Below are 22,619 nucleotides of genomic sequence, written 5' to 3'. Positions count from 1 at the left end.
GAGAAACCAAGAGAATAAATAGAATTGGTGCGCTCAGCGGGACTCGAACCCACGCCACAGGCTTCGGAGACCTGTACTCTATCCAGTTGAGCTATGAGCGCATGCGAGGCACATCATAGGCAAAAAAAACATATAGGTAAATATATACCTTCAAACAAAAACACTTTTTGTCTATTAAAACAACGATTATTCGCTTTGGGAAAGCAATCTCGTTATTTTTGAAACAATTAAATCCTAAAGCTTAACGTTATGATGAATTCAAATGAGTTGAATACTCAACGTTCCATTTTTAACACGCCATAAACCTATTTTTCCACTTGGTTTATTGAGTCATATCGCTCAGAATACTCATTCTATTTAACAACGTGAGACATTCATGACTGATGCTTTGGTGCTGAGCGATTTGTCCAAAACTTATCGTAATGGTTTTCAGGCGTTAAAAGGTATTAATTTAACCGTGCCCGAAGGTGAATTTTATGCATTATTAGGACCTAATGGTGCAGGTAAATCGACGACGATTAGTATCATTAGCTCTTTAACCAAAAAAACATCGGGTTCAGTTGAAATTTTTGGGCATAATTTAGATACCCACCCTTCACATGCAAAGCAATGTCTTGGTGTTGTTCCTCAAGAATTCAATTTTGGTCAATTTGAAAAAACCTTTGATATTTTAGTGACCCAAGCAGGTTATTACGGCATTCCTAAAAAACTGGCTGAACAACGTGCTGAATTGTATTTAGAAAAACTGGGCTTATGGGACAAACGTAATATTCAATCTCGTATGCTCTCTGGTGGTATGAAACGCCGCCTAATGATTGCACGTGCCATGATGCACGAACCGAAGTTGCTGATTCTGGATGAGCCGACTGCGGGTGTCGATATTGAGTTACGTCGCTCAATGTGGGACTTCCTGACGGAGATGAATGAGAATGGGACCTCCATCATTCTGACCACTCACTATCTTGAAGAGGCTGAAGTGTTATGCCGTCGTATTGCAATCATTGATCGTGGCGTCATTAAAGAAGACACTTCAATGAAAGGTTTCCTTAATCAGATGAATGAAGAATCATTCATTTTTGATTTAGCTGAGCCGATCCATTCAATTAATTTTAATATTATCGGTTTCAACTTTAATTTAATTGATTCTGTGACCTTAGAAGTGACGATGGATAAAGCACATAATATGAATGATTTATTCTTATTGTTACAGTCACAAAATATCCACGTCAGTAGTATGCGTAATAAATCGAACCGCTTAGAAGAACTATTCGTGAAAATGGTTGAGAAGAATCTTACAGGAGCGGATCAATGAACTTTAGTCAATTAAAAACCGCTCTCTGGACTTTAGTTGTTAAAGAAATTCGCCGTTTTATGCGGATCTGGCCACAAACCCTCTTACCGCCTGCAATCACCATGAGCTTGTACTTTGTGATTTTTGGTAACTTAGTTGGCTCACGCATTGGTGAAATGGGTGGCTTTAGCTACATGCAGTTTATTATCCCCGGTTTAATTATGATGGCGGTCATCACCAACAGTTATGCCAATGTATCCTCAAGTTTCTTTAGCGCAAAATTCCAAAAAAGCATCGAAGAACTGATTATGAGCCCTGTACCTTTACACCTCATCCTATGGGGTTATGTAATCGGTGGCGTATCTCGTGGGGTATTGGTTGGCTTGATTGTAACCATCATGAGCTTGTTCTTTACCCATCTAGAAATTCATAATTTCTTTGTGACTATTTATACGGTCATTATTACTTCATTATTATTTTCACTTGGTGGTTTCATCAACGCTGTTTATGCAAAGTCATTTGATGATATTTCCATTATCCCGACTTTTGTACTGACACCCCTAACCTATTTAGGCGGTGTATTCTATGCCATTAGTGCATTAAGCCCATTTTGGCAAAATTTATCTTTAATTAACCCAATTGTATATATGGTCAATGCCTTCCGTTTTGGTATTTTGGGGCATAGTGATGTCAATGTTTCGCTTTCATTAGCCATTGTGACCTTATGCTGTGTTGTCCTCTATGCAATTGCATACCATCTATTAGCTCGTGGTTCAGGAATGCGTGAATGAGTGTAGAACATTCTTTGTTGGGTCAAGAAACCCAATATCCGACTCAATATCAGCCAGAAGTTTTATTTCCAATCGCTCGGGCTGAGTCTCGTCAACAATACGCAAATGTTGTAGGGATTACTCAAGGTAAAGATTGGTGGCATGTTTTTGAAGTTTCTTGGTTAAACCCTCACGGATTACCCCAAGTCGCGATTGGTCGCATCACTTTGCCAGCAAGCTCTCCAAATCTAATTGAATCAAAATCACTCAAGCTTTATTTCAATAGTTTGAACTTCACTCAATTTGATTCAAAAACAGCATTTATTGAAACTGTTGAACGAGATTTATCAAAAGCCGCTGGTGCAAATGTTGAGCTTCAACTCTTTCAGGTGGATGATCTAAAGATTACTCAACCTACGGGTATTTGTATTGATGAACTTATTCCTGAGCGTTTATCTGAGCATCCCGATTCAACTTTGTTGCAACTCGATACTGCGATGCCAGACGATGTAGAAATTGAGCTTTACTCACATCTGCTCAGAAGTAATTGTCCTGTGACTGGACAGCCAGATTGGGGCACTGTTTTTATTCGTTTTCAAGGTAAAAGACCTTGTTATCGCAGCATATTAGCTTATATTATCTCGTACCGTCAGCATAATGGTTTTCATGAGCAATGTGTCGAGCAAATATTTGCGGATATTTGGCAACTGCTTAAGCCAGAAAAGTTGATGGTCTATGCAACTTATACTCGTCGTGGAGGATTGGATATTAATCCATGTCGAGTTTCAGATTTGTCATGGATGCCCGAGCCAATTCGCTTGGCACGACAATAAAACGAATAAATTTGATATAGAGGACGTTTTTCAATGACCAGTTATTTCGGTATTCTTCCTTCAGCAAGCTTGAGTCAGGATATTCAACTTGCACAAGCCAATCGAGACAGTAAAGAGCCACAATACCCTTTACGTGACAAAATTTCTCTACAGCTTACTGATGAGTTAATTGACACCATGTTGGTTCATTTGGTTCAACAATTTCCACCAAGTGACAAACGAGATACCACTGAAGAACTTGCTCAAAAAATTCGCAGCATTGTTTCGACCTTAATGAAACAACTGTTAGGTAAAACATCAAATGATCAAGTGCTAGAATCATTAGCATTCATGGAAAAAAGTCTGTTTATCGACAATGAAGGTAAACAACGTATTGGTACTGTACTACCCGATAGTCTGGTCGCTGATATGAAAAAAAGTTTTGCAGAAGTTGAAGCTGGTAATGGTAAAGAACAACGTAATGCGCTAACACAGCAGTTCAAAACGTTTGCCGATGCATTGATTCACCATTTTATGACTGAGTACAATAAAACACTTGGTTTGGGTATGGTAAAACGTGGTGTTGCAAGTGTTGCAACCAGCGGTGTAGAGACAGCCGTTCACATTGTAATTAAGAAATTAATTCCAAGTCTAAGCCAAGCTGAGCTTGCAGTGTTTACTAAACATTTTGACCAATTGTTAATACAGAAATAAGCCGCTATTGCTGAAAAAGCGGCTATTACAAAATAGCCGCTTTTTTATACCGAATAAAAACGTATAAGTGTCACAATTTCTAAATTTTCATTGTCTAAATCAGCGTTTATGTTAGCATTCTCAAAGCCTTGATTTACTTGATCTAGAATCGCATGTCCCCAAGCTCACAATACAAATTTTTGCGTCAAGCGCCTCGTGATGGTTTAAGCACTGCCACGCAGCTTTCTCGTTGGCAACAATTACACATTGATCCATGGCTTTGCCTGTTTTTAATCTTAAATGCCGCACTTGGATTGACTATTTTATATAGTGCTTCCGCTCAAAATGTTGGCTTAGTGACTCGGCAAGCGATAAGTTTTGGCATCGGTTTTGGAGTTATGTTGAGCTTGGCTCAAATTCCGCCAAAAGTGTATCAAGCATTCTCCCCCTACTTTTATGCTTTCGGCGTGCTGTCACTGCTTGCCGTCATGATTTTTGGTGAAGTGCGTATGGGAGCACAACGCTGGATTGATATTCCAGGTTTCGGTAGTGTACAACCCAGCGAGTTTATGAAAATCGGTATGCCCATGATGATTGCGTGGTTCTTGTCCCGCAAAGCACTGCCTCCTAGCTTTTCTCAAGTCATGCTGTCATTAGTCCTGATTATCATTCCTTTTTTACTCATCGCAGAGCAACCAGATTTAGGCACGTCATTACTTGTTCTCGCAAGCGGTATCTTTGTACTCTTTTTAAGTGGTTTATCTTGGAAACTGATCGCTGCGGCCGCTGGTGCTGTTGCTGTTATTATCCCGATTGCATGGACATTTTTACTGCATGGTTACCAACGTCAACGCGTACTGACACTTTTAAATCCAGAAGCAGATGCCTTAGGTACAGGTTGGAATATTATTCAATCCAAAACCGCGATTGGTTCAGGTGGACTCTCTGGAAAAGGCTTTTTAGAAGGTACGCAATCCCACCTGCATTTTCTTCCTGAAGGTCATACCGACTTTATTATTGCTGCATATTCTGAAGAATTTGGTCTCATCGGTGTCACACTGCTGATTCTTCTCTATTTGGCTATTATTTTTAGAACCTTCCAAATCGGGTTACAAAGCTTCCATAACTATGGACGTTTGATCGCGGGTGCATTTGGTTTGTCATTTTTTGTTTATGTATTTGTAAATGCAGGTATGGTCAGTGGTATTTTACCCGTAGTAGGTGTGCCTTTGCCGTTCATGAGTTATGGCGGAACTGCGATTATAACGCTGATGTCTACTTTTGGACTGGTTATGTCCATTCATACACATCGATAACGAGGAATTTTATAAACATATGTTGCATAAAACTTTAAATAAAACAGTTAAATTTCTTAGCTTAAGTGCCAGTTTATTTTTAAGCTGTAATTGGGCACACGCAAATGAATTTTACACCCATCCAAATTATTTGGCTTTTAAACAAAAAGCGATGACAACATATAGTTTGAGCAGTGAACAAATTGATGCTGCGATGAGTGGCGCGCGTAATTTACCCAACATTTTAAACATTATGACACGCCCCGGTGAAAGTAAGCCGTGGTACGACTATCGCTCCATGTTCTTAGTCGAAGGAACGATCCAGCGTGGAATTCGTTTTAAGAATCAGTACGAAGACGCACTTAATCGTGCAGAACAACAATTTGGCGTACCTAAAGCCGTCATTTTGGGTGTTTTAGGTGTAGAAACTGGATACGGCGCAAATAAAGGCTCCTTTATTACTCGTGATGCTTTAGCAACACTTGCATTTGGTTATCCTCGTCGTGCAGATTACTTTAGTGATGAATTGGCAGCACTGATCGCATGGACCTATAAAGAAGGCTATCCAACCAATAGTATTGTTGGTTCTTATGCGGGGGCAATTGGCTATCCTCAATTCATGCCAAGTAATATTCAGAAACTAGGTGTAGATTACGATGGTAATGGTCATATTGACCTTAGAAATTCCGCTGTGGATGCTATTGGATCTATTGCTAACTATTTAGCTAAGCATGGTTGGGAGCGAGACAGGCCAATTGGCTTCCCTGCACGCTATTTAGGAAATGATCCAGAAAGTGTGATTGCAAAAGATTTGACCTTACCTCGACCTTACGGTGAATTAAAACGTTTGGGCATTTCTCCCGTTAACCCATTGGTAAAAATTGATGATTTAGACCTTGTCAATGTCATTCAACTACAAGACCGATCGGGTCCTATCTATTATATTACTTATCCAAATTTCCAAGTAATTACCACTTACAATAGAAGCCGTATGTATGCAACTGCTGTATGGTTATTAGGCACTGAAGTAGCTAGTCGATAGACTAGCTTTTTTAAACTTAAATAAAGTCAATAATTTTTTTATTAAAAAAGTATAATTTTTAAGCTAAATTCATAATTAGTTACAATATTGTTCATTTTTTAATCAAAAACTGTGTGTTTTTGTTCTTTTTGTTGTTATTTGTCTTTAATGACTAGACACACTTCATAGGCGATGAATATTATCCACTCCAAGTGTACGGGCTGTTCAAACTCTTTAAGTGGTTACAACCGCCCCCAAATTGCAAATTGCAAAAGTGAATAATTAGACATGTGCACTATATTTCAGACTGTTTGATTGAAATAGAAAAGCATGTTCTCTAGGAGTTTATACAATGCAGTTTTCGCTAAAATATATTCTAGCGCTGACAGCCGGCTTAAGTTTAAGCCCGTTACATGCAGAAATGGTACAATCTTCATCATTGAATAATGATGTGGATGGATCTAACTTAGCCGCTCGCGTTCTAAGCAAAGATTCGCAAAATTTTAATTCACGTCTTTCTAACGTCAATAGTCTTTCAATCACTGAGCGTTCGGGTGACCAAGTACGTCGCCAAACGATTGCAGCAAAAATTGACATCCCTGAAGAAGAGCCTTCAGTGATTGAAAAGCTTAATACCGTTGCTTCGAACACTGTTCGTAAATTTAGCCAAACTGGCGTTGCATCTTGGTATGGTCGTCAATTCCATGGCCGTAAAACAGCAAGCGGCGAAACATTCGATATGAATGCAATGACTGCTGCTCACCGTAGCCTACCGCTAAACTGTTATATCCGTGTAACCAATCGAGATAACGGTAAAAGTGTTGTGGTTAAAGTAAACGATCGTGGTCCTTTCCACGGCAATCGCGTGCTTGATTTATCTTATGGTGCAGCGAAACAAATCGGACTTACAAATGCAGGTCTTGGTAAAGTCAGCATCGAACGTGTAGACGGCCCTAACTCTTAAGTTATAGTCAGTCATATAATAAAAGCCGCCTTGTGTGGCTTTTATTATTTCCTATACACATAAAACACCTTCGAATTAAATCAATTTTGACCCACTCAACTTTCTTCGGTATATTGAGATGATTAAAAAATAACGATGATCGCAAGGAGAGCGCTGTGAAATCAATAGACGAATGGTTCGATGAATATAGTGAAAGTCATCAAAATCAAACCAATAAAAAAATCCATTGGGTATGTGTTCCAGCTATTCTTTTTTCGATTATTGGTATTGTTGCGCACTTTAGCGCCTTATTAACAGCTCTATTGCTTGTTTTGACTCTGGTCTTCTATGCACGCCTAGATATCGTGCTGGCGGTCGCAATGGCTGCATTATTAGCCGTAATGGCATGGCTGATTATTATCTTACCAGTAGGCATTGGTTTCTATATCGGCATATTCGTCATCGCTTGGATTGGTCAATTTTACGGACATAAAGTGGAAGGTAAAAAACCTTCTTTCTTTAAAGACTTACAGTTCCTCCTGATTGGCCCTGTATGGTGCATGGATGCCTATCTTGCTAAAGTACTACCTAAATGGAAGTCTCGCCAGAAATTGGCGCTTACAAGCTGATTTAACGCATTCCTTTGCAACAACCGATAAAGGAAGAAGGTTACTGATACATTCTTCCTTTATATTTCAACCACCCATCAATATGTTTTCTTCTTGGGTCATGGTGTGTCCAATGGATCACCCCACCTTTATTGTTATATTCATACACGCCATAAAACTCCACCATCTCACCTTTTTGTAGCCCCTCTATGCGTGGCGCTAAATCAATATTATGAGCGATTAACACAGTTAGGCCATTGTCCAACTGTAGAATCATCCTTTGGTGTCTGGAACCATCATTGTCGTCGGGCAAGATTACTTTTACCACACCCTGTGACTGCACTTGAAGTTTGCTGCGTTGTTGTTGATAGGCCTGCATGATCTTGGCTTGATCATCAACAGTACGCTGCTCAATAGATGAAGATGTCTCGCCGAGCTGTGTACCCTTTTCCTTAAGATCCAAACCGACATAAGCAAAGATCAACAATGCAATAACGATCAAGAAGAGCACATTATTTTTCTGAGTTTTCATAACAACCCTTTTATCAAATACAAAATAGCAAAATGCCAATCAATTTGATTGGCATTTTGATCTCACGAATGTCTATCGAACTTAGAATAAACGATTCATGCCATTTAATGCAGCAACACGATACGCTTCTGCCATTGTTGGGTAGTTAAAAGTTGTTTCTACAAAATACTTTAAGGTATTGTTCGGGCTATGCATTACCACCTGACCAATGTGAATAATCTCAGCGGCATTGTTACCGAAACAGTGAATACCCAACACTTCTAAAGTATCACGATGGAACAAAATTTTTAACTCACCAACCGTATCACCTGTGATTTGCGCACGCGCCAAATGACGGAAAGATGCTTGCCCGACTTCGTATGGAATTTTTTCTTCCGTCAGCTCTTGCTCGGTTTTGCCAATCGAAGAAATTTCCGGGATGGTATAAATTCCAGTAGGTACATCCTTAATTGGTTTAACATTTTTTTCGCCAACCATATTTGCACCTGCACAACGCCCTTGGTCATATGCAGCCGATGCCAGTGATGGCCAACCAATGACATCACCCGCAGCAAAAATATTTTCAACTTCGGTTTGATATTGATCATTGACCATTAACTGACCGCGGCTATTTGGTACCAAACCAACATTTTCCAAGCCTAAGCCATCAGTATTGCCCGAACGACCATTACACCACAAGATTGCATCCGCTTTAATTTTCTTACCGCTGAGCAAATGCAATACCACGTGGTCATCATAGGTTTCTAAACGATCAATTTGTTCATTATGACGAATCAAGACCCCTTGTTCACGTAAGTGATAAGACAGTGCATCAGCAATTTCATCATCCAAATAACTCAATAACTTTTGCTGGGTATTGATTAAGTCAACTTTATGGTCTAATCCAATGAAAATAGATGCATATTCACATCCAATAACACCTGCACCATAAATAATAATTTTTTGAATCGTATAATCTAAATCTAAAATCTTATCTGAATCAAATACACGTGGATGTTTAAAATCCAAACCCTGGGGTTGATAAGGACGACTACCCGTAGCAATCACGATTTGTTTACAAATAATCGTATCTTTAATACCATCATGGCTAAAAATTAAAACTGTATTTTTATCGTGGATATAGGCACGACCATGAAAAGTTTCAATTTTATTGCGATCATAAAAACGTGTATGTGTATCGACTTGTTGTTGAATCACTTTGTGCGCATTACGTAACACCTGTTTCATAGTGAATTGCTTCCATTCACCTACTTTTTGAAACATTGGATCACGTTGATAACGAATAATACTTGAAACTGTTTGACGTAACGCCTTACTTGGAATAGTCCCTACATGCGCACAGTTACCACCGAGTTGATCACGAACATCAACAATTGCAACACGTTTACCTGCTTTTGCCAGCTTCATTGCCGCGCCTTCACCAGCTGGGCCAGAACCGAGAATGACTGCATCATATTTCACAATATTCCCACCAACGACCTCTTTCTTACGTGGCATTCAAAGCTCCTTGACTGTTAACCGTTATCTCTCTATACATGATAACCAATATGCGTTGAATTGATGTATTTCTCAACCATATATTTTATATATACACATTTTTAAAATGAATACCTATTTCGTCCTATACACTCGTAAATTTGACTATAATGTCGAGATATCTCAAGTTAAAGGTTGTAGAAAAGATATGTCTGAACACCGTAAAGCTGAACAGGGCTTAAAACTTCGTGGCGCCGAAAAAGTCGCAAGAATTCCTGTAAAAGTGATTCCTACGGTTGAAGTACCTCGTAAGCCAGATTGGATTCGCGTCAAGATGGCTGCACCAGAAGAGGTTCAACGTATCAAAACAACCTTGCGCTCGCAAAAACTCCATACCGTATGCGAAGAAGCAGCCTGCCCGAACCTTCCAGAATGTTTTGGTGGTGGTACCGCAACCTTTATGATCATGGGTGATATTTGTACACGTCGCTGTCCTTTCTGTGACGTTGCTCATGGTCGTCCGAATGCATTAGATCCAGATGAACCGCGCCACATGGCAGAGACCATTTCGAATCTTGGCTTAAAGTACGCTGTGATCACTTCAGTTGACCGTGATGATTTACTCGATGGCGGTGCTCAACATTTTGTTGATTGTATCAAAGAAGCACGTACGCTTAGTCCAAATACGTTATTGGAAATCTTAGTTCCTGACTTCCGTGGACGACTGGATATTGCTTTACGCATTATGACCGAATGTCCACCTGATGTGTTTAACCACAACATTGAAACTGTGCCACGCTTATATAAAGCGATGCGTCCAGGTTCTGACTACCAGCACTCTTTAAATCTATTGAAAATGTTTAAAGAATATTGCCCAGATATTCCAACAAAATGTGGTTTGATGGTAGGTATTGGTGAAACTGAAGAAGAAGTGATTGCCCTATTGGATGATCTCAGAGCGCATGATGTAGACTACATCACGATTGGTCAGTATTTACAGCCATCTAAACAACATGCACCGATTGACCGCTTTGTCACACCAGAAGAGTTTGAACGTTATGCTGAGCATGGACGTAAACTAGGCTTTAGAAATATTTGGTCTGCACCGATGGTTCGTTCTAGCTACTTTGCTGATCGTCAATATCGTGGTGAGCCTGTTCCTGCTGTTCGCCGTAAAGCCGATCCTGCTAAAAAAATTGCGGTACAGGTAGTCGAGGCTTAATCAAAATCATGATAAATGTCTAGTTTAAGGCATTTATCATTACCTATACCTGAATAAAAGGAAATGGCTTATACAATGTAAATAGTTGATCTGCGGATAATATCGGAATCTGTTCAATACTTGCTTGTGCAATCAACATACGGTCAAATGGGTCACGATGATGCAAAGGTAATTTTGCTGCATAATCTGCGTGTTGGGCAGAGATATTTAAGATCGTAAATCCTAGTTTAGCAATATCCTCTAATAAATGATCACTGACATATAATTTACCTAATGATTGTTTAATTCCGATCTCCCAAATCGTTGCAACACTGATAAAAATAGTATTTTGTTTATTTTCAATTAATTGGCATATTGATTGTGGTAATTTTTCAGCTTCATTGATCCACCAAATCAAAATTTGACTATCTAATAAATAACGATTCATTTATAAAAGTCATCCTCAATATCAGCACTTGGTTTATGCCACTCTTGATCTATGATCTTAACTTGACCTTTAAGCAAATTCGGCTGTCGCTTTCCCATTACGGTTATTGTATTTTCTTGTTGAGATCGTTCTGCTAAAAAACGAGCAAAATCCAAGACCTCCTTTGCTTTATCTTCAGGTAAATTTTGTACTTGTAAAAAAACCGCTTCTGCAATACCCATATTCTTATCCTCTTATTTATCTTTTAGCCTAACATAAAAAAGGAGCAAATCAATGCTCCTCAAATTCACCACAATAGCACTTACAAATTAAACAATATGCTTCTGCACCACAATCGAACCCACTGAATAACCAGCACCAAATGAAGAGATCACGGCGTATTCACCATCATTGACCTGTTCACCAGTACGATGCATCGCAATGATCACACCCGCAGAAGAGGTATTGGCGAACTCATCTAAAATAATTGGCGCACGTTCAAGATCAGCATCTTTGCCCACAACCAGTTTTAAAATCAGTTCATTCATATTGGCATTGGCTTGGTGCAACCAGAAACGCTTAATCTGCTCAGTGCTTAGATTTAATTTTTCCAATTGCGCAGTAATCATTTTTGCAACCAATGGGCAAACATCTTTAAAGACTTTGCGACCATCTTGGCGGAATAATTTGTCATCCACCACTGCATCTTCACTACGGTTTAAGAAACCGAAGTTATTACGAATATTGTTTGAGAACTGGGTAAACAAATGTATATCTAAAATTTCGTAGCCTGATTTTGTTTCAGTCTCTTCAATGATTGATGCTGTTGCAACATCGCCAAAAATAAAGTGTGCATCACGAGTACGATAGTCTAAATGACCCGATGTAATCTCAACATTGAGAAGTAAAACACGACGAGCGCCACACTTCACAGCATCATAGGCTTGCTTCAAACCGAATGTTGCCGCAGAACACGCCACATTCATGTCATAAGCATAACCTTGAATGCCCAATGCTGACTGAATTTCAATCGCGACCGCTGGGTAGGCACGTTGCATATTTGAACACGCCAAAATCACCACATCAATATCTGCTGCGGTGACACCTGCATTTTCCATCGCTTGTTTTGCTGCAATCACGCCCCACTCGGCTTGAAGTGAAAGCTCATCATTGCTACGTTCTTGCAAACGAGGGCGCAAGCGTTTTGGATCAAGAATACCTGATTTTTCGACCACATAACGACGTTGAATACCAGATGCCTTTTCAATAAATTCAGGGCTTGAGCCTCGTAAAGCTTCAAGTTCGCCTGCTGCAATTTTATCAGCATGTTCTTGGTTATATTGTTCTACATAAGCATTTAAACTTTCAACCAATTCTGCATTGGAAATAGATTCGGTCGGGTGAAATAACCCTGTACCTGTTATACGAATGCCCATGTAAAACTCCTGTAAAGAATGGTTCTAGCTTTCATTGTTGCTCAGTTTAACCGATTGATAATCGATCCCATAGTTTTTGTAATCTATTTGGTGAAATTGGCAGCTTTGTTTTCATCGGTTGAGAAAACAAGGAAATTCGCAACTCCTCCATCATCAAATACAATTCTTTGATTTTAGGATCATTTTTAAATTTAAATAGCTTATCCATCCAAGGATCGACGTCATTAATTGCCGCAAGGTCTCTTTGTAGATTATTGGGCAAACGATCTAAACGCAATAGCAAAGCTTTTAAATAACGCGGGTATTCCTGCCAAAGCTCAGCAGGACGACTATAAACAAAGTCTGCAAGAGACATAAGATCAAGCTGATCTTCAATATCATCCACACTTCGAGTAAAGATTATTTGATCGAGCACTAACAATTCACGGCGAACTTGCTGCCATTGAGTGAATATTTCAGTAAGGTCACTTAATGTCTGTTGACCCTGAGATAAAAAATGCTTTTTGGTATTCGCCAATAAACTTTCAAACTCTATGGCATCAATAGGAAGCGTTTGAATCGAAACTTGCAAGGTTGCATAAACCAACATTTGCTCTAACTTTGCTTTGTCACCCAGTGGTGAATAAGCCAATGCCAATGGTTTAGAAATTTGCTTCTTCAACTGACGAATCAAATCACCCAGTTGCATGTGAACGAGGCGAATCACCCCTTCTCTATGCTGTTTAATAGCTTCATCTTGATCGTTAAAAGTTTGAATTACCACGCCCGATTCATCTTTTGCATCTAAATCAGCAAATGCTTTGCTTGGTACAAGTGCTTGATATTGTTTCACCAATACACCTGTCACTTTTTGTGAAGCTTCAAAAACAAAATGCTCAGGAAAAGTTTTGAACTCACCTTCATGCTGCTTAACAGCTCGATGCGTCTCTACACGACAACGCGCTTTTAACTCATCTAAATCACGACCTTGAGCAATCAATTTACCTTTTTCATCGAGCACTTTAATAAAAGGAATCAGATATTGATCAATTCTTTCAAAAGAAAAATCTTTTTCGGTGATTTGCTCACCGCGTAAAGCAAAGGCCAAATAACTAAAGAGATGCGCTCGCAAATGAACGGCATCTACGCCCTGTATCAACTTTCTCGTCGTATCAGGAATCGGTACAAGGTTACGACGTTTATCTTTAGGCAATGCTTTTAACAACGCCTCAATTAAATTTTGTCGCCAACCTGGAATTCCCCATGACCATTGATTTTCATCAACTTGTGCTAAGGCTTGCACAGGAATTTTCACTGTCGCGCCATCTTCATCATGACTTGGGTCAAACCGATAGCTGGCCGCTAAGCGCAATTGTCCATTATGTAAATAGTCAGGAAACTGCTGCGTGGTTGGACGATCATTCATCCACAACGCATCATCATCGACAAATAAATAGCGTGGAGTCTCAGGTTCTACCGTTGCTCGCCAATCTTCAAAACTACGACGGCTGGCAATTTCAGTCGGAACTTTATTGGCATAAAACTGATAAATCGTTTCTTCATCGACCACCAAATCACGACGACGTAATTTGTCCTCAACACGTTCAACTTCTTCGAGTTTTAATAAGTTGTGTTTTAGAAATGGTGGTGTAATACCCAAATGACCTGTCGTTAATGCATCACGTAAAAAGATTTCATGTGCAGCAGCTTGATCCACTTTTTCAAAATTGATGAGCCGCTTAGGTTCAACAATCAAACCAAACAATGAAATCTGATCATAAACATTGACGATACCCGCTTTTTTCGACCAGTGCGGTTCAAAATAGTGGTGTTTCAACAAATCACCAGCAGCCAATAAAATCCATTCCGGATCAATTTTAGCCAAAGTCCGTAAATAGACTTGCGAGGTTTCCACCATCTCAAACGCCATCACCCAAGCGGTATTGGTCTTATGTAAAGTGCTGGCTGGAAAGACTTTAGCTTTCTGCTGACGCACTGCCATAAAGGTATTTCGCTCATCGGTTTTATTGGCGATGAATGAGAGTAAACCGGTTAATAAAGCCCGATGTAGATTTTCATAATTGGCGGCTTTTTCATTAAAACTCAGTTTTAAACTTTCAGCCAATTCAACCAATTGCTGATAGGTTTGTTTCCATTCGCGTAAACGCAACCAACTTAAAAAATGGTTTCGCGCAAATTGACGACGTTTACTCTCTGATTGTGTCTCAGGACTGGTTTGTAAGGTATCCCATAACTTTAAATAGAATAAAAAGTCAGAATCAGCTTCTTTAAATAAGGCATGCTTTTGATCCGCCTGCATTTGCTTATCAGCAGGACGTTCGCGCGGGTCTTGAACAGCCAAAGCACTCACAATCACCAACACTTCTTTCAGCACACCAAAATGTGCACCACCAATAATCATCCGTGCCAAACGAGGATCAATCGGCATCCGCGCCATCATTTGACCGATTTTGGTTAATCCCCCCTTATGACCTTTCTTATTGAGGGTAGATTGAGAATGTTCACTATAAGCCCCCAATTCAATCAATAACTTACGCCCATCATTAACCAATCGAAAATCAGGTGGTTCGATGAAATCGAAATCCTCTAAATCCCCCAATCCTAAACTTTGCATTTGTAAAATGACAGAGGCGAGATTGGTTCGTTTAATTTCTGGTTCAGTGAATTCTGGGCGGCTGAGGAAATCCTCTTCACTATAGAGACGAATACACACACCCGCAGCGATACGTCCACAACGCCCTTTGCGCTGATTGGCCGCAGCCTGTGAAATGGCTTCAATCGGTAAACGTTGTACCCGCGAACGATAGTTATAGCGCGAAAGACGCGCAAAACCACTGTCTATCACATAACGTATATTCGGCACAGTAAGTGCCGTCTCTGCAACGTTGGTGGCAATAATAATCCGTCGTCCTTTTCCACTCGGACTAAAAATCTTTTGTTGTTCTGCAATCGCCAAACGTGCATATAAAGGAAGCACTTCGGTATGCCGAGGACCAAATTTTTGCAAAGTTTCTTGCAGTTCTCGAATCTCTTGCTCAGTACTGGCAAAAATTAAAATATCAGCATGTTCTGGATGACCTTTGCTATCAGCATCAGCAAAACATTCCTCTACCGCTTGTACCACCGCACGCGGTAGATTTTCTTCAAAATCATCAAACTCATCGTCATCACTGCCGACAATATTCAGTTCGGAAATAGGACGATAACGAAGCTCAACAGGAAAGCTACGCCCTTCAACTTCAAAAATGGGAGCATTGTAAAAATATTGACTAAAACGATTTACATCGAGTGTTGCAGAGGTCACGATCACTTTTAAATCTGGGCGTTTCGGCAAAAGCTGCTTTAAATAGCCCATGATAAAATCAATATTGAGCGAACGCTCATGCGCTTCATCAATAATAATAGTGTCATATTTTGATAAAAAACGATCATGCGTCAGTTCAGCCAGCAAAATACCGTCTGTCATCAATCGAACGATGGAGTCTTGTGATCCCTGCTCAGTAAAACGGATTTTAAAGCCGATTGATTCCCCTAACTTTTCGCCTACTTCTTCCGCGATACGCTGCGATACACTACGTGCCGCCAAACGACGCGGTTGAGTATGTCCAATCATACCGGTTAAACCACGACCTGCCAGCATTGCAATCTGAGGAAGCTGTGTGGTTTTTCCTGAGCCTGTTTCCCCAGCCACGATGATCACTTGATGCTTTTGAATCGCTTCAATCAACCGATCCGCATATTGCGTAACAGGTAAGTCTTGGTTGAGCTTGATCTTTGGAAGTCGTGCCAATCGTTGCTTAACTTTATGATTTGATTGTGCAAATAGCTTTTCAATTTCCGCTGTTTCAGTTTTTTTATCTTTACGCAGTCGATTTAAACGGTGACGGTCACGTGCCATAACCCATTGATCTACATTTAAATGACTCTGCACTGAACAGCTTTCCTGAAAATAAAATAATCGGCTATTTTACGCTTTAAAGTGTTGCTATGCAAAGTAACTGCACCAATCCTGCTGGGAAATTGATGCAGATTGATCAATCTCTTTAAGATTTAGATGACGAATCAAAGCGCTTGAGAAAACGTTTTACGTATTTTTTAAAGGGCCAAGTAAACTGTTTCACAAAACTATTTGGAATCTTATAGCCTACCGTACCATATACACTTGCGAGATGATTTGGCATATACACGCTTTTAAAAATGACATCATAGGCAGGGATAAATGCTGCATAATTTTTATCAATTGCAGGCTTCTCTGAAGAATGATGCCAGTGATGAAACTCAGGTGTCGCAATAACCCAGCGTAAATAAGGAAAACGAAAACGCACATTGGAATGAATAAATATGGCGTGAAAGGAAATAAAGATCAGATAGGCAAATACGGCTGAGGTGTGAAAACCCAAAAGAAAAATAGGTAAAGTTGCTAAAAACCGTGTCATCAACACTTCAACAGCATGTAAACGCGAAGATGCCAGCCAATCCATATATTCGGTAGAGTGATGAATGGCATGAAAACGCCACAGGAAATCCACTTCATGCATCGCTCGATGCAGCCAATACACCACAAAATCGACAACAATTAGTAATTCTATAAACTGCAGCCAAATCGGTTGTGCCTGCACATAGGGAACAATTGGATTGTTGGGTAGATGAGTAATCCAATATTGGATCGGCATGACGGTTAAAAAAGTGAATAACTGAATACCAATGTGACTAAACATGAAATATTTCATATCCGTCACCCACCCCACGCGTAGAATTTTTTGATCAGGATTTTTAGCAAAAAAACCTTCAAGTGGAATAAAAATCAGTGCCAAGATCACAAGCGTCAATACGAAATAATCAATTCCAGCATAAAAAGGAAGACTTGGAAGCATCGGTGCCTTGATCAAACCACAACCGAGAACCGCAGCAACTAAAGCAAAGCATAGACCATAAAATCCATAACGATTTTGGCGAACAATAGAACTAAATACGCCAAATCCCACACTGATGACGATTCCGAACATTAAGCTAAAATAGAAAATATCATAATGCTGCGTATAAAACGGGCGAAGTTCTGGTGTCGTGAATACGGTAGGAAATAGAAAACACAAAGCACCGAATATACTGAGCAAACCCAAGGACATTGAGATAAAAGCACTAATTTTCCCCAAACCCATATTCAGTTCTAAGTTTTCGAATTTTGTTCTTAATTGATCAGTCATTGTTGGTGTTAATTCGCTATCTACTCGAGCAAAAAAGCTCACAAATTAAATTATAGTCTAGAAATTAAACATTTTTTATAAATTTTTCAATTCTACCCTTGAATTTTGACGATATAGACTGCATGTTGTCTAACGCATTAATTTTAAAATGTCCTGTCATCTTGACGTCATGAACTTGAAGTCAAATCAGGATAGATTGGGTGAAAATATAGATTTAAATCGATCAATTCATTTTTCCGATTACAGTCATGTAAAAATACTATTTCCCCAATAATGAAAAATTATCTATTCTATATCTCGTAAACACATTCCTAGTTTAAAGATATACCTCAATCATGGAGACAATGATGAGCTTAATTAATACTGAAGTTAAACCATTTAAAGCTGATGCATTCCGTAACGGTGAATTCATTCAAGTAACTGAAGCAGATCTTAAAGGTAAATGGTCTGTTCTTATTTTTATGCCAGCTGCATTTACATTCAACTGTCCAACAGAAGTTGAAGATGCTGCTGACAACTATGAAGAATTCAAAAAAGCTGGTGCGGAAGTTTATATCGTAACGACTGATACTCATTTCTCTCACAAAGTATGGCATGAAACTTCTCCAGCTGTTGGTAAAGCTCAATTCCCATTAATTGGTGATCCTACTCATCAATTAACACGCGCTTTTGATGTTCATATTGAAGAAGCTGGTCTAGCACTTCGTGGTACGTTCATCATTAACCCTGAAGGCGTAATCAAAACTGCTGAAATTCATGACAACTCAATTGCTCGTGATGTATCAGAAACTTTACGTAAACTTAAAGCTGCTCAATTCGTAGCAAGCCACCCAGGTGAAGTTTGCCCAGCGAAATGGAAAGAAGGCGAAGCAACACTTGCTCCATCTATCGACTTAGTTGGTAAAATCTAATTTATTAGATTCAACAAATGAGTCCGAAACCACCCTTTTTTGGGTGGTTTCTTTTTAACTAAAATATGTATAAATTCCCTGTTATCTACGCTTCGATTTGATAGCAAATTTTTTACAATTCTTATACTTATAAATTTATAGCAAAGTTCATTTATCAATTGTCAGCCTGTCTAAGTTGGAGTACTGTCAAATTATGGAATAAAGCGTTTTTTATATGGACATGGGTCTACTGTTGATATGGGGGCAAATGTATGGAAAAAACTGTTATTGTCACTTCTTGGAAATATGACGTTTCTTCACGTTATTTAAAAATATTTTATAACAATGGTTCAGGTGAACTTTATCATCCGGTACCAAAATTTATTTACGATAATTTACTCCGCTCTACTGACAAAGCCGCATTTGTACAAAAGTATCTTGAGTTTGATCTACATTTTAAACGGCTCTCTATTTCTGCATCACCATAAAAAATCAGCCCTATTGGGCTGATTTGTATCACGAATACTCATCACGCAACATCAATTTGCTCAGCATATTTCTCAAACATTTCTTCTTTAGCGCTCGGATGCATGTTGATTTTAGTTAGATCGCCATTGTAGTGCTCCACCACTCGATCATCCATAATTTTCGACCACCATATCGGAACAAATGCTGGTAGGATCATTGCACCATAACCTGCGGGCAACTGAGGCGCATCTTCAAAATGACGTAAGGTTTGAAAGCTACGAGCTGGATTTGCATGATGGTCCGAATGTCGTTGTAATTGGTACAAGAACAAGTTGGTCACTACATTATTATTGTTCCAGCTATGCTCTGGCAAAGTACGTTCATATTGGCCATTTTCTTTCTTTGCGCGCTTTAAACCATAATGCTCAATATAATTCACTGATTCAAATAAAGTAATCGCATAAGTGGCTTGAGTCACTTGGAATGGGATGGAACGCACACCAAATTTCGCAAACATGGCTGCATGGTATACAGCAGACATCGCCCAACCATGAATCAATTCATTTTCCTTGCAGAAAAAAGGCAGTTTCTTACGTTCTAAGCGGTTTTTTTCAATTTCAATCGCGGACTTAAAACTCCCAACCACTGTACGAGGTAAGAACTTCCAAAAAGTCTCACCAAATTGTGAAGATGCTGGGTCTTCAGGTGTCGCAACACGACGGTGATGTCCATAAGGGTGTTCGATACGGAAATGGTTATATCCTGATGGTACGAGTGCCAAATGTGATAAATAATGTTCTAGCTTGCCACTTTTATGGCTAAGTTCATGTGCAGTATTAATGGCAATCCCATTGACCATTCCTACCAAAGTTCCCAGTAAGACTTGATCTGCGACTGGCGTGTCTTTACGACTGGCTAAATAGGCCCCATAAACATTGGTCGCGTATTGCAAAGGAATAAAAAGTTTAACAATACGAGCGTAATACGGATCAGCTTCTAAATCTGCAATTGCATCTAGTGGCGGGTTTTCCGTGTCTTCACCAATCAATTTATCCAATGTTGGAATAACGCCATGAATAAATAATGGCCCAAATGAAGCGAAGAACTTTTTAGTTTTTTTAGGGCCAAATTGATAGCCTGCCAAACCACCCATTGCAATGGTCGGTACAGCTAAACCCAATAGCCATAAATGACGTTTTTTATCCTTAAATGTTGTTGTCGCTTGCTCGACATCCAGTTGAGTATGCATATTCATTAGAAACTCCTCAATCAAACACAAAATGTTTTGCTTGAATTGATTGTGTTCCTTCATCGCCCCTCTATATTATCATTTTAAGACTTGGTATTATCATTTTAAGACTTTACTGAGTTTTTCTTGTGCAAAAGCAACAGATCCCTGTTATTCCATCACGTTATTATTTACGACTGATTGAAATTTTAATCAGCACGCATCAATACGATAATGATTTGTTGATGGCATTGCAGCAAGAACTGGCAAAAACAGAATTATTATCGATTCAACAAATTGAGCAATTCATTGAAATTGGTTTAAGTCTGCCCAATACCCAAGACCTGGCCTTTGAACTCGGTAAAAATATAAAACTCAGCTCACATAGCTTAGTTGGCTATGCGCTAATGACCAGTCCTAACTTGGAACATGCACTTAGGCTGATTGCACAATATTTTAGACTGATTATGCCGAGTTTTAAGTTGAGTATTCAATTTCCGATCAATCAGCAAAAGGTTGAACTCTTATTTGAACCGATTTTGCAGATGAATAAGCAATGTTTGGCATTTCATATTGAAGCGATTGCCGTGGCGTTTTATTACAGCCTGTTAGAATTGGCAGGTCAGCAATTACAACGCTACCAAGTGTATTTGAGTATTTCAGAACCAAGCTATCAAGAACGTTACTTATCCTTGGTGAAAGCCAACTTCCACTTTAACTATACGTGGCTTTCAGGTATACGCGTGGTGATTGATCAGCAACAATTGGCACTGCCCTTACCTTTAGCTGATGCGCATAGTTTAAAAGTGGTGGAGCAACGTTGTCAGGAGCAAATCCAGAAGATCTATCATCAAGGTGAAATCGTTGAATGGGTCAGTATGATGTTACGTCAAGCCAATCAGATCCCAACATTAAAGGAATGTGCCAAAGTCTTAAATATCTCAACCAAAACGCTGCAACGTTATCTACAAAAGTACGGTGTTGAATTTCATCAATTAAAACAAAAAATTAGTACCGAACGTGCAGTCGATCTATTAGAGAATTCCAATTTTACCATTACACATATTGCCTATGAGTTGGGCTATTCAAACCCTGCTAACTTCACCCGTGCTTTTAATAAAATACAAGGTTGTAGCCCACAAACCTATCGGTTAGAGCATCAGAACAGAAATCAGTTATTTGACAACAACCATACATAAACCAGCACCGATAGGCAAAATCGTACTCATATAGTCTTCATCTTGTTTAATCAAATCAAGTATGGGTTTAACTTCAGCGGGATGTGAAATGACATTATCAATAATTAAAGTACTGCTAGAAGATTGTAATAATCGTTTTAAGTCTTCCCAATAACTCACATAACTACCACGTTCCGCATCCAATAGGATTAGATCAAAAGCTTCCGTTGCTTGTTGCAAATAGTCAGCGGCATCACCTACCCAAAAATCAATAAAACCTTCCAACTCAAAATCTTCTGCATATTTTTTGGCTTGCGCACTACGAAATGCATTGATTTCTAAAGTGAATACCGTCCCCTGAACAGTTTTGGCTGCTTCAGCCAACCACAATGTTGAATATCCTGTGGAAGTTCCAATTTCGAGAATACGTTTTGATTGCTGAGTACGCACCAGCATCGCCAGCAATTTTGCTGATTCTGCCTCGATATTACGATAACGCCTTAAACGATCAGACTGTCGAGCATCATGTTGTTTAAACTCATCATATAAATCAGCAATACGTTGTAAAAAAACAGTGTCGGTCATATTTCTGATACTCCATGATGCTCAAACTAGAAAAATATCGAGTTTAGGTCGCTTGTACCAACTTAAATCGTGGAATAATCCGTCCATCATCAAGTTGAACCGTTTCAGTAAACATGGCAAATGGACGTACCCACATTGAGTAATCACCATATAAGCATTGATAAACCACCAATTCTTCTTCTGTTTCACTATGTCGAGCAACATTAAACACTTGATAAAGCTGCCCTTTATAATGTTGATAGATACCACGCTGTAATGCCATGTCGCTTACCTTTTTAGTTATGCCATGAAATGATTGCAGTTATATAACAAGATCGATTGTACTCAAACTTTTAAGCATATAGATGATTAAAAATTCTACACAATCACCATTAATTCAATTATCCGATCAAACCAATAAAAACATACTGTTTTACCTATTTAGTGCTTTTGCGTACTATAGCCTCAGTGAATGAATTTAGCCGACTTGAATTGTTGAGAATTTGGAGACATAGATGTTAGATCAAAATATTAAAACGCAATTAAAAGCTTACTTAGAACGTTTAGAAAGTCCGATTGAGT

At 39.2% G+C, this 22,619-nt stretch carries 22 protein-coding genes and 1 tRNA gene; 12 read left to right on the top strand and 11 right to left on the bottom strand.

Features of this window, described 5'->3' with window-relative positions; translation table 11 throughout:
* Positions 1 to 25: 25 nt before the first annotated feature.
* A tRNA-Arg gene (locus MMP72_RS09465) sits at positions 26 to 101 on the bottom strand.
* A 275-nt stretch (positions 102 to 376) separates the two neighbouring features.
* On the opposite strand from MMP72_RS09465, the gene MMP72_RS09460 reads away from it, so the two are divergent.
* The 8 genes from MMP72_RS09460 (at position 377) to MMP72_RS09425 (ending at position 7,454) form a co-directional block, all read left to right on the top strand.
* Positions 377 to 1,312 carry an ABC transporter ATP-binding protein gene (locus tag MMP72_RS09460; RefSeq protein WP_241316692.1) on the top strand — a complete coding sequence of 312 codons (936 nt, stop codon included), beginning with the start codon at positions 377 to 379 and terminating at the stop codon, positions 1,310 to 1,312.
* Positions 1,309 to 2,082 (top strand): ABC transporter permease, encoded by a 774-nt coding sequence (locus tag MMP72_RS09455; protein ID WP_241316690.1) that lies wholly within the window; start codon positions 1,309 to 1,311, stop codon positions 2,080 to 2,082. Before MMP72_RS09460 ends, MMP72_RS09455 begins: the two co-directional genes overlap by 4 nt.
* Complete coding sequence (gene queF, locus MMP72_RS09450; RefSeq protein ID WP_241316688.1) at positions 2,079 to 2,894, top strand: NADPH-dependent 7-cyano-7-deazaguanine reductase QueF; 816 nt, start codon at positions 2,079 to 2,081, stop codon at positions 2,892 to 2,894. The genes MMP72_RS09455 and queF overlap by 4 nt, the downstream gene beginning before the upstream one ends.
* Positions 2,895 to 2,927: 33 nt before the next feature.
* Complete coding sequence (locus tag MMP72_RS09445; RefSeq protein ID WP_241316686.1) at positions 2,928 to 3,587, top strand: hypothetical protein; 660 nt, start codon at positions 2,928 to 2,930, stop codon at positions 3,585 to 3,587.
* A 152-nt stretch (positions 3,588 to 3,739) separates the two neighbouring features.
* Entirely contained in the window at positions 3,740 to 4,882 is a 1,143-nt protein-coding gene (gene rodA / locus MMP72_RS09440; protein WP_241316684.1) for a rod shape-determining protein RodA, read from the top strand.
* 19 nt (positions 4,883 to 4,901) lie between these two features.
* Positions 4,902 to 5,903 carry a lytic murein transglycosylase B gene (mltB, locus tag MMP72_RS09435; RefSeq protein WP_241316682.1) on the top strand — a complete coding sequence of 334 codons (1,002 nt, stop codon included), beginning with the start codon at positions 4,902 to 4,904 and terminating at the stop codon, positions 5,901 to 5,903.
* Between the two features lie 331 nt (positions 5,904 to 6,234).
* Positions 6,235 to 6,846 carry a septal ring lytic transglycosylase RlpA family protein gene (locus MMP72_RS09430; protein ID WP_241316680.1) on the top strand — a complete coding sequence of 204 codons (612 nt, stop codon included), beginning with the start codon at positions 6,235 to 6,237 and terminating at the stop codon, positions 6,844 to 6,846.
* Between the two features lie 155 nt (positions 6,847 to 7,001).
* Positions 7,002 to 7,454, top strand: coding sequence for an Mpo1-like protein (locus MMP72_RS09425; protein ID WP_241316678.1), 453 nt, complete (start codon positions 7,002 to 7,004; stop codon positions 7,452 to 7,454).
* Positions 7,455 to 7,494: 40 nt separating this feature from the next.
* Here the strand turns inward: MMP72_RS09425 and MMP72_RS09420 are convergent, their stop codons facing one another.
* Both MMP72_RS09420 and sthA read right to left on the bottom strand, forming a co-directional pair.
* Positions 7,495 to 7,965, bottom strand: coding sequence for a DUF3465 domain-containing protein (locus MMP72_RS09420; protein ID WP_241316676.1), 471 nt, complete (start codon positions 7,963 to 7,965; stop codon positions 7,495 to 7,497).
* Positions 7,966 to 8,046: 81 nt separating this feature from the next.
* Positions 8,047 to 9,462 carry a Si-specific NAD(P)(+) transhydrogenase gene (sthA, locus tag MMP72_RS09415; RefSeq protein WP_241316674.1) on the bottom strand — a complete coding sequence of 472 codons (1,416 nt, stop codon included), beginning with the start codon at positions 9,460 to 9,462 and terminating at the stop codon, positions 8,047 to 8,049.
* A gap of 187 nt (positions 9,463 to 9,649) precedes the next feature.
* Here sthA and lipA point away from each other — a divergent pair, with 187 nt between their 5' ends.
* On the top strand, positions 9,650 to 10,663 hold the full coding sequence (gene lipA, locus MMP72_RS09410; RefSeq protein ID WP_241316672.1) for a lipoyl synthase: 1,014 nt from the start codon (positions 9,650 to 9,652) through the stop codon (positions 10,661 to 10,663).
* Between the two features lie 43 nt (positions 10,664 to 10,706).
* On the opposite strand, the gene MMP72_RS09405 is transcribed toward lipA, so the two are convergent.
* The 5 genes from MMP72_RS09405 to MMP72_RS09385 form a co-directional block, all read right to left on the bottom strand.
* Positions 10,707 to 11,090 (bottom strand): type II toxin-antitoxin system VapC family toxin, encoded by a 384-nt coding sequence (locus MMP72_RS09405; protein WP_241316670.1) that lies wholly within the window; start codon positions 11,088 to 11,090, stop codon positions 10,707 to 10,709.
* A complete protein-coding gene (locus tag MMP72_RS09400; RefSeq protein WP_241316668.1) occupies positions 11,087 to 11,311 on the bottom strand; it encodes a DUF2281 domain-containing protein in 225 nt (74 codons plus the stop codon). The genes MMP72_RS09405 and MMP72_RS09400 overlap by 4 nt, the downstream gene beginning before the upstream one ends.
* Positions 11,312 to 11,398: 87 nt before the next feature.
* Positions 11,399 to 12,505 (bottom strand): beta-ketoacyl-ACP synthase III, encoded by a 1,107-nt coding sequence (locus MMP72_RS09395; RefSeq protein WP_241316666.1) that lies wholly within the window; start codon positions 12,503 to 12,505, stop codon positions 11,399 to 11,401.
* Positions 12,506 to 12,551: 46 nt separating this feature from the next.
* Positions 12,552 to 16,436: an ATP-dependent RNA helicase HrpA gene (gene hrpA / locus MMP72_RS09390; protein WP_241316664.1), complete on the bottom strand. Its 3,885-nt coding sequence runs from the start codon at positions 16,434 to 16,436 to the stop codon at positions 12,552 to 12,554.
* A 112-nt stretch (positions 16,437 to 16,548) separates the two neighbouring features.
* Positions 16,549 to 17,709, bottom strand: coding sequence for a sterol desaturase family protein (locus tag MMP72_RS09385; protein ID WP_241316906.1), 1,161 nt, complete (start codon positions 17,707 to 17,709; stop codon positions 16,549 to 16,551).
* A 347-nt stretch (positions 17,710 to 18,056) separates the two neighbouring features.
* On the opposite strand from MMP72_RS09385, the gene ahpC reads away from it, so the two are divergent.
* Both ahpC and MMP72_RS09375 read left to right on the top strand, forming a co-directional pair.
* Positions 18,057 to 18,620, top strand: coding sequence for an alkyl hydroperoxide reductase subunit C (ahpC, locus tag MMP72_RS09380; RefSeq protein ID WP_004670665.1), 564 nt, complete (start codon positions 18,057 to 18,059; stop codon positions 18,618 to 18,620).
* A gap of 251 nt (positions 18,621 to 18,871) precedes the next feature.
* Complete coding sequence (locus MMP72_RS09375) at positions 18,872 to 19,087, top strand: KTSC domain-containing protein (protein ID WP_241316662.1); 216 nt, start codon at positions 18,872 to 18,874, stop codon at positions 19,085 to 19,087.
* 41 nt (positions 19,088 to 19,128) lie between these two features.
* Here MMP72_RS09375 and MMP72_RS09370 read toward each other — a convergent pair whose 3' ends face one another.
* On the bottom strand, positions 19,129 to 20,322 hold the full coding sequence (locus MMP72_RS09370; RefSeq protein WP_241316660.1) for an alkane 1-monooxygenase: 1,194 nt from the start codon (positions 20,320 to 20,322) through the stop codon (positions 19,129 to 19,131).
* A 122-nt stretch (positions 20,323 to 20,444) separates the two neighbouring features.
* Between MMP72_RS09370 and MMP72_RS09365 the strand changes: the two genes are divergently transcribed.
* Positions 20,445 to 21,494, top strand: coding sequence for an AraC family transcriptional regulator (locus MMP72_RS09365; protein WP_241316658.1), 1,050 nt, complete (start codon positions 20,445 to 20,447; stop codon positions 21,492 to 21,494).
* Here MMP72_RS09365 and MMP72_RS09360 read toward each other — a convergent pair.
* The gene (locus MMP72_RS09360) at positions 21,471 to 22,058 is read right to left on the bottom strand and encodes a class I SAM-dependent methyltransferase (protein WP_241316656.1); all 588 of its coding nucleotides are present in this window, start codon (positions 22,056 to 22,058) and stop codon (positions 21,471 to 21,473) included. The genes MMP72_RS09365 and MMP72_RS09360 overlap by 24 nt on opposite strands.
* 43 nt (positions 22,059 to 22,101) lie before the next feature.
* Positions 22,102 to 22,320: a DUF1653 domain-containing protein gene (locus MMP72_RS09355; RefSeq protein ID WP_241316654.1), complete on the bottom strand. Its 219-nt coding sequence runs from the start codon at positions 22,318 to 22,320 to the stop codon at positions 22,102 to 22,104.
* Positions 22,321 to 22,619: the final 299 nt, after the last annotated feature.

Source organism: Acinetobacter sp. NIPH 2699 (genome assembly GCF_022549355.1).
GTDB lineage: Bacteria > Pseudomonadota > Gammaproteobacteria > Pseudomonadales > Moraxellaceae > Acinetobacter.
The sequence above is the reverse complement of the archived record's forward strand: the minus strand, read 5'-3'. Positions and strand labels throughout refer to the sequence as shown.

Bases quoted from the DNA above. Each gene is read 5' to 3' on its own strand.
- MMP72_RS09460 (WP_241316692.1), top strand. From the start codon at position 377: ATGACTGATGCTTTGGTGCTGAGCGATTTGTCCAAAACTTATCGTAAT.
- MMP72_RS09455 (WP_241316690.1), top strand. From the start codon at position 1,309: ATGAACTTTAGTCAATTAAAAACCGCTCTCTGGACTTTAGTTGTTAAA.
- queF (WP_241316688.1), top strand. From the start codon at position 2,079: ATGAGTGTAGAACATTCTTTGTTGGGTCAAGAAACCCAATATCCGACT.
- MMP72_RS09445 (WP_241316686.1), top strand. From the start codon at position 2,928: ATGACCAGTTATTTCGGTATTCTTCCTTCAGCAAGCTTGAGTCAGGAT.
- rodA (WP_241316684.1), top strand. From the start codon at position 3,740: ATGTCCCCAAGCTCACAATACAAATTTTTGCGTCAAGCGCCTCGTGAT.
- mltB (WP_241316682.1), top strand. From the start codon at position 4,902: ATGTTGCATAAAACTTTAAATAAAACAGTTAAATTTCTTAGCTTAAGT.
- MMP72_RS09430 (WP_241316680.1), top strand. From the start codon at position 6,235: ATGCAGTTTTCGCTAAAATATATTCTAGCGCTGACAGCCGGCTTAAGT.
- MMP72_RS09420 (WP_241316676.1), bottom strand. From the start codon at position 7,965: ATGAAAACTCAGAAAAATAATGTGCTCTTCTTGATCGTTATTGCATTG.
- sthA (WP_241316674.1), bottom strand. From the start codon at position 9,462: ATGCCACGTAAGAAAGAGGTCGTTGGTGGGAATATTGTGAAATATGAT.
- lipA (WP_241316672.1), top strand. From the start codon at position 9,650: ATGTCTGAACACCGTAAAGCTGAACAGGGCTTAAAACTTCGTGGCGCC.
- MMP72_RS09405 (WP_241316670.1), bottom strand. From the start codon at position 11,090: ATGAATCGTTATTTATTAGATAGTCAAATTTTGATTTGGTGGATCAAT.
- MMP72_RS09400 (WP_241316668.1), bottom strand. From the start codon at position 11,311: ATGGGTATTGCAGAAGCGGTTTTTTTACAAGTACAAAATTTACCTGAA.
- MMP72_RS09395 (WP_241316666.1), bottom strand. From the start codon at position 12,505: ATGGGCATTCGTATAACAGGTACAGGGTTATTTCACCCGACCGAATCT.
- MMP72_RS09385 (WP_241316906.1), bottom strand. From the start codon at position 17,709: ATGACTGATCAATTAAGAACAAAATTCGAAAACTTAGAACTGAATATG.
- ahpC (WP_004670665.1), top strand. From the start codon at position 18,057: ATGAGCTTAATTAATACTGAAGTTAAACCATTTAAAGCTGATGCATTC.
- MMP72_RS09375 (WP_241316662.1), top strand. From the start codon at position 18,872: ATGGAAAAAACTGTTATTGTCACTTCTTGGAAATATGACGTTTCTTCA.
- MMP72_RS09370 (WP_241316660.1), bottom strand. From the start codon at position 20,322: ATGAATATGCATACTCAACTGGATGTCGAGCAAGCGACAACAACATTT.
- MMP72_RS09360 (WP_241316656.1), bottom strand. From the start codon at position 22,058: ATGACCGACACTGTTTTTTTACAACGTATTGCTGATTTATATGATGAG.
- MMP72_RS09355 (WP_241316654.1), bottom strand. From the start codon at position 22,320: ATGGCATTACAGCGTGGTATCTATCAACATTATAAAGGGCAGCTTTAT.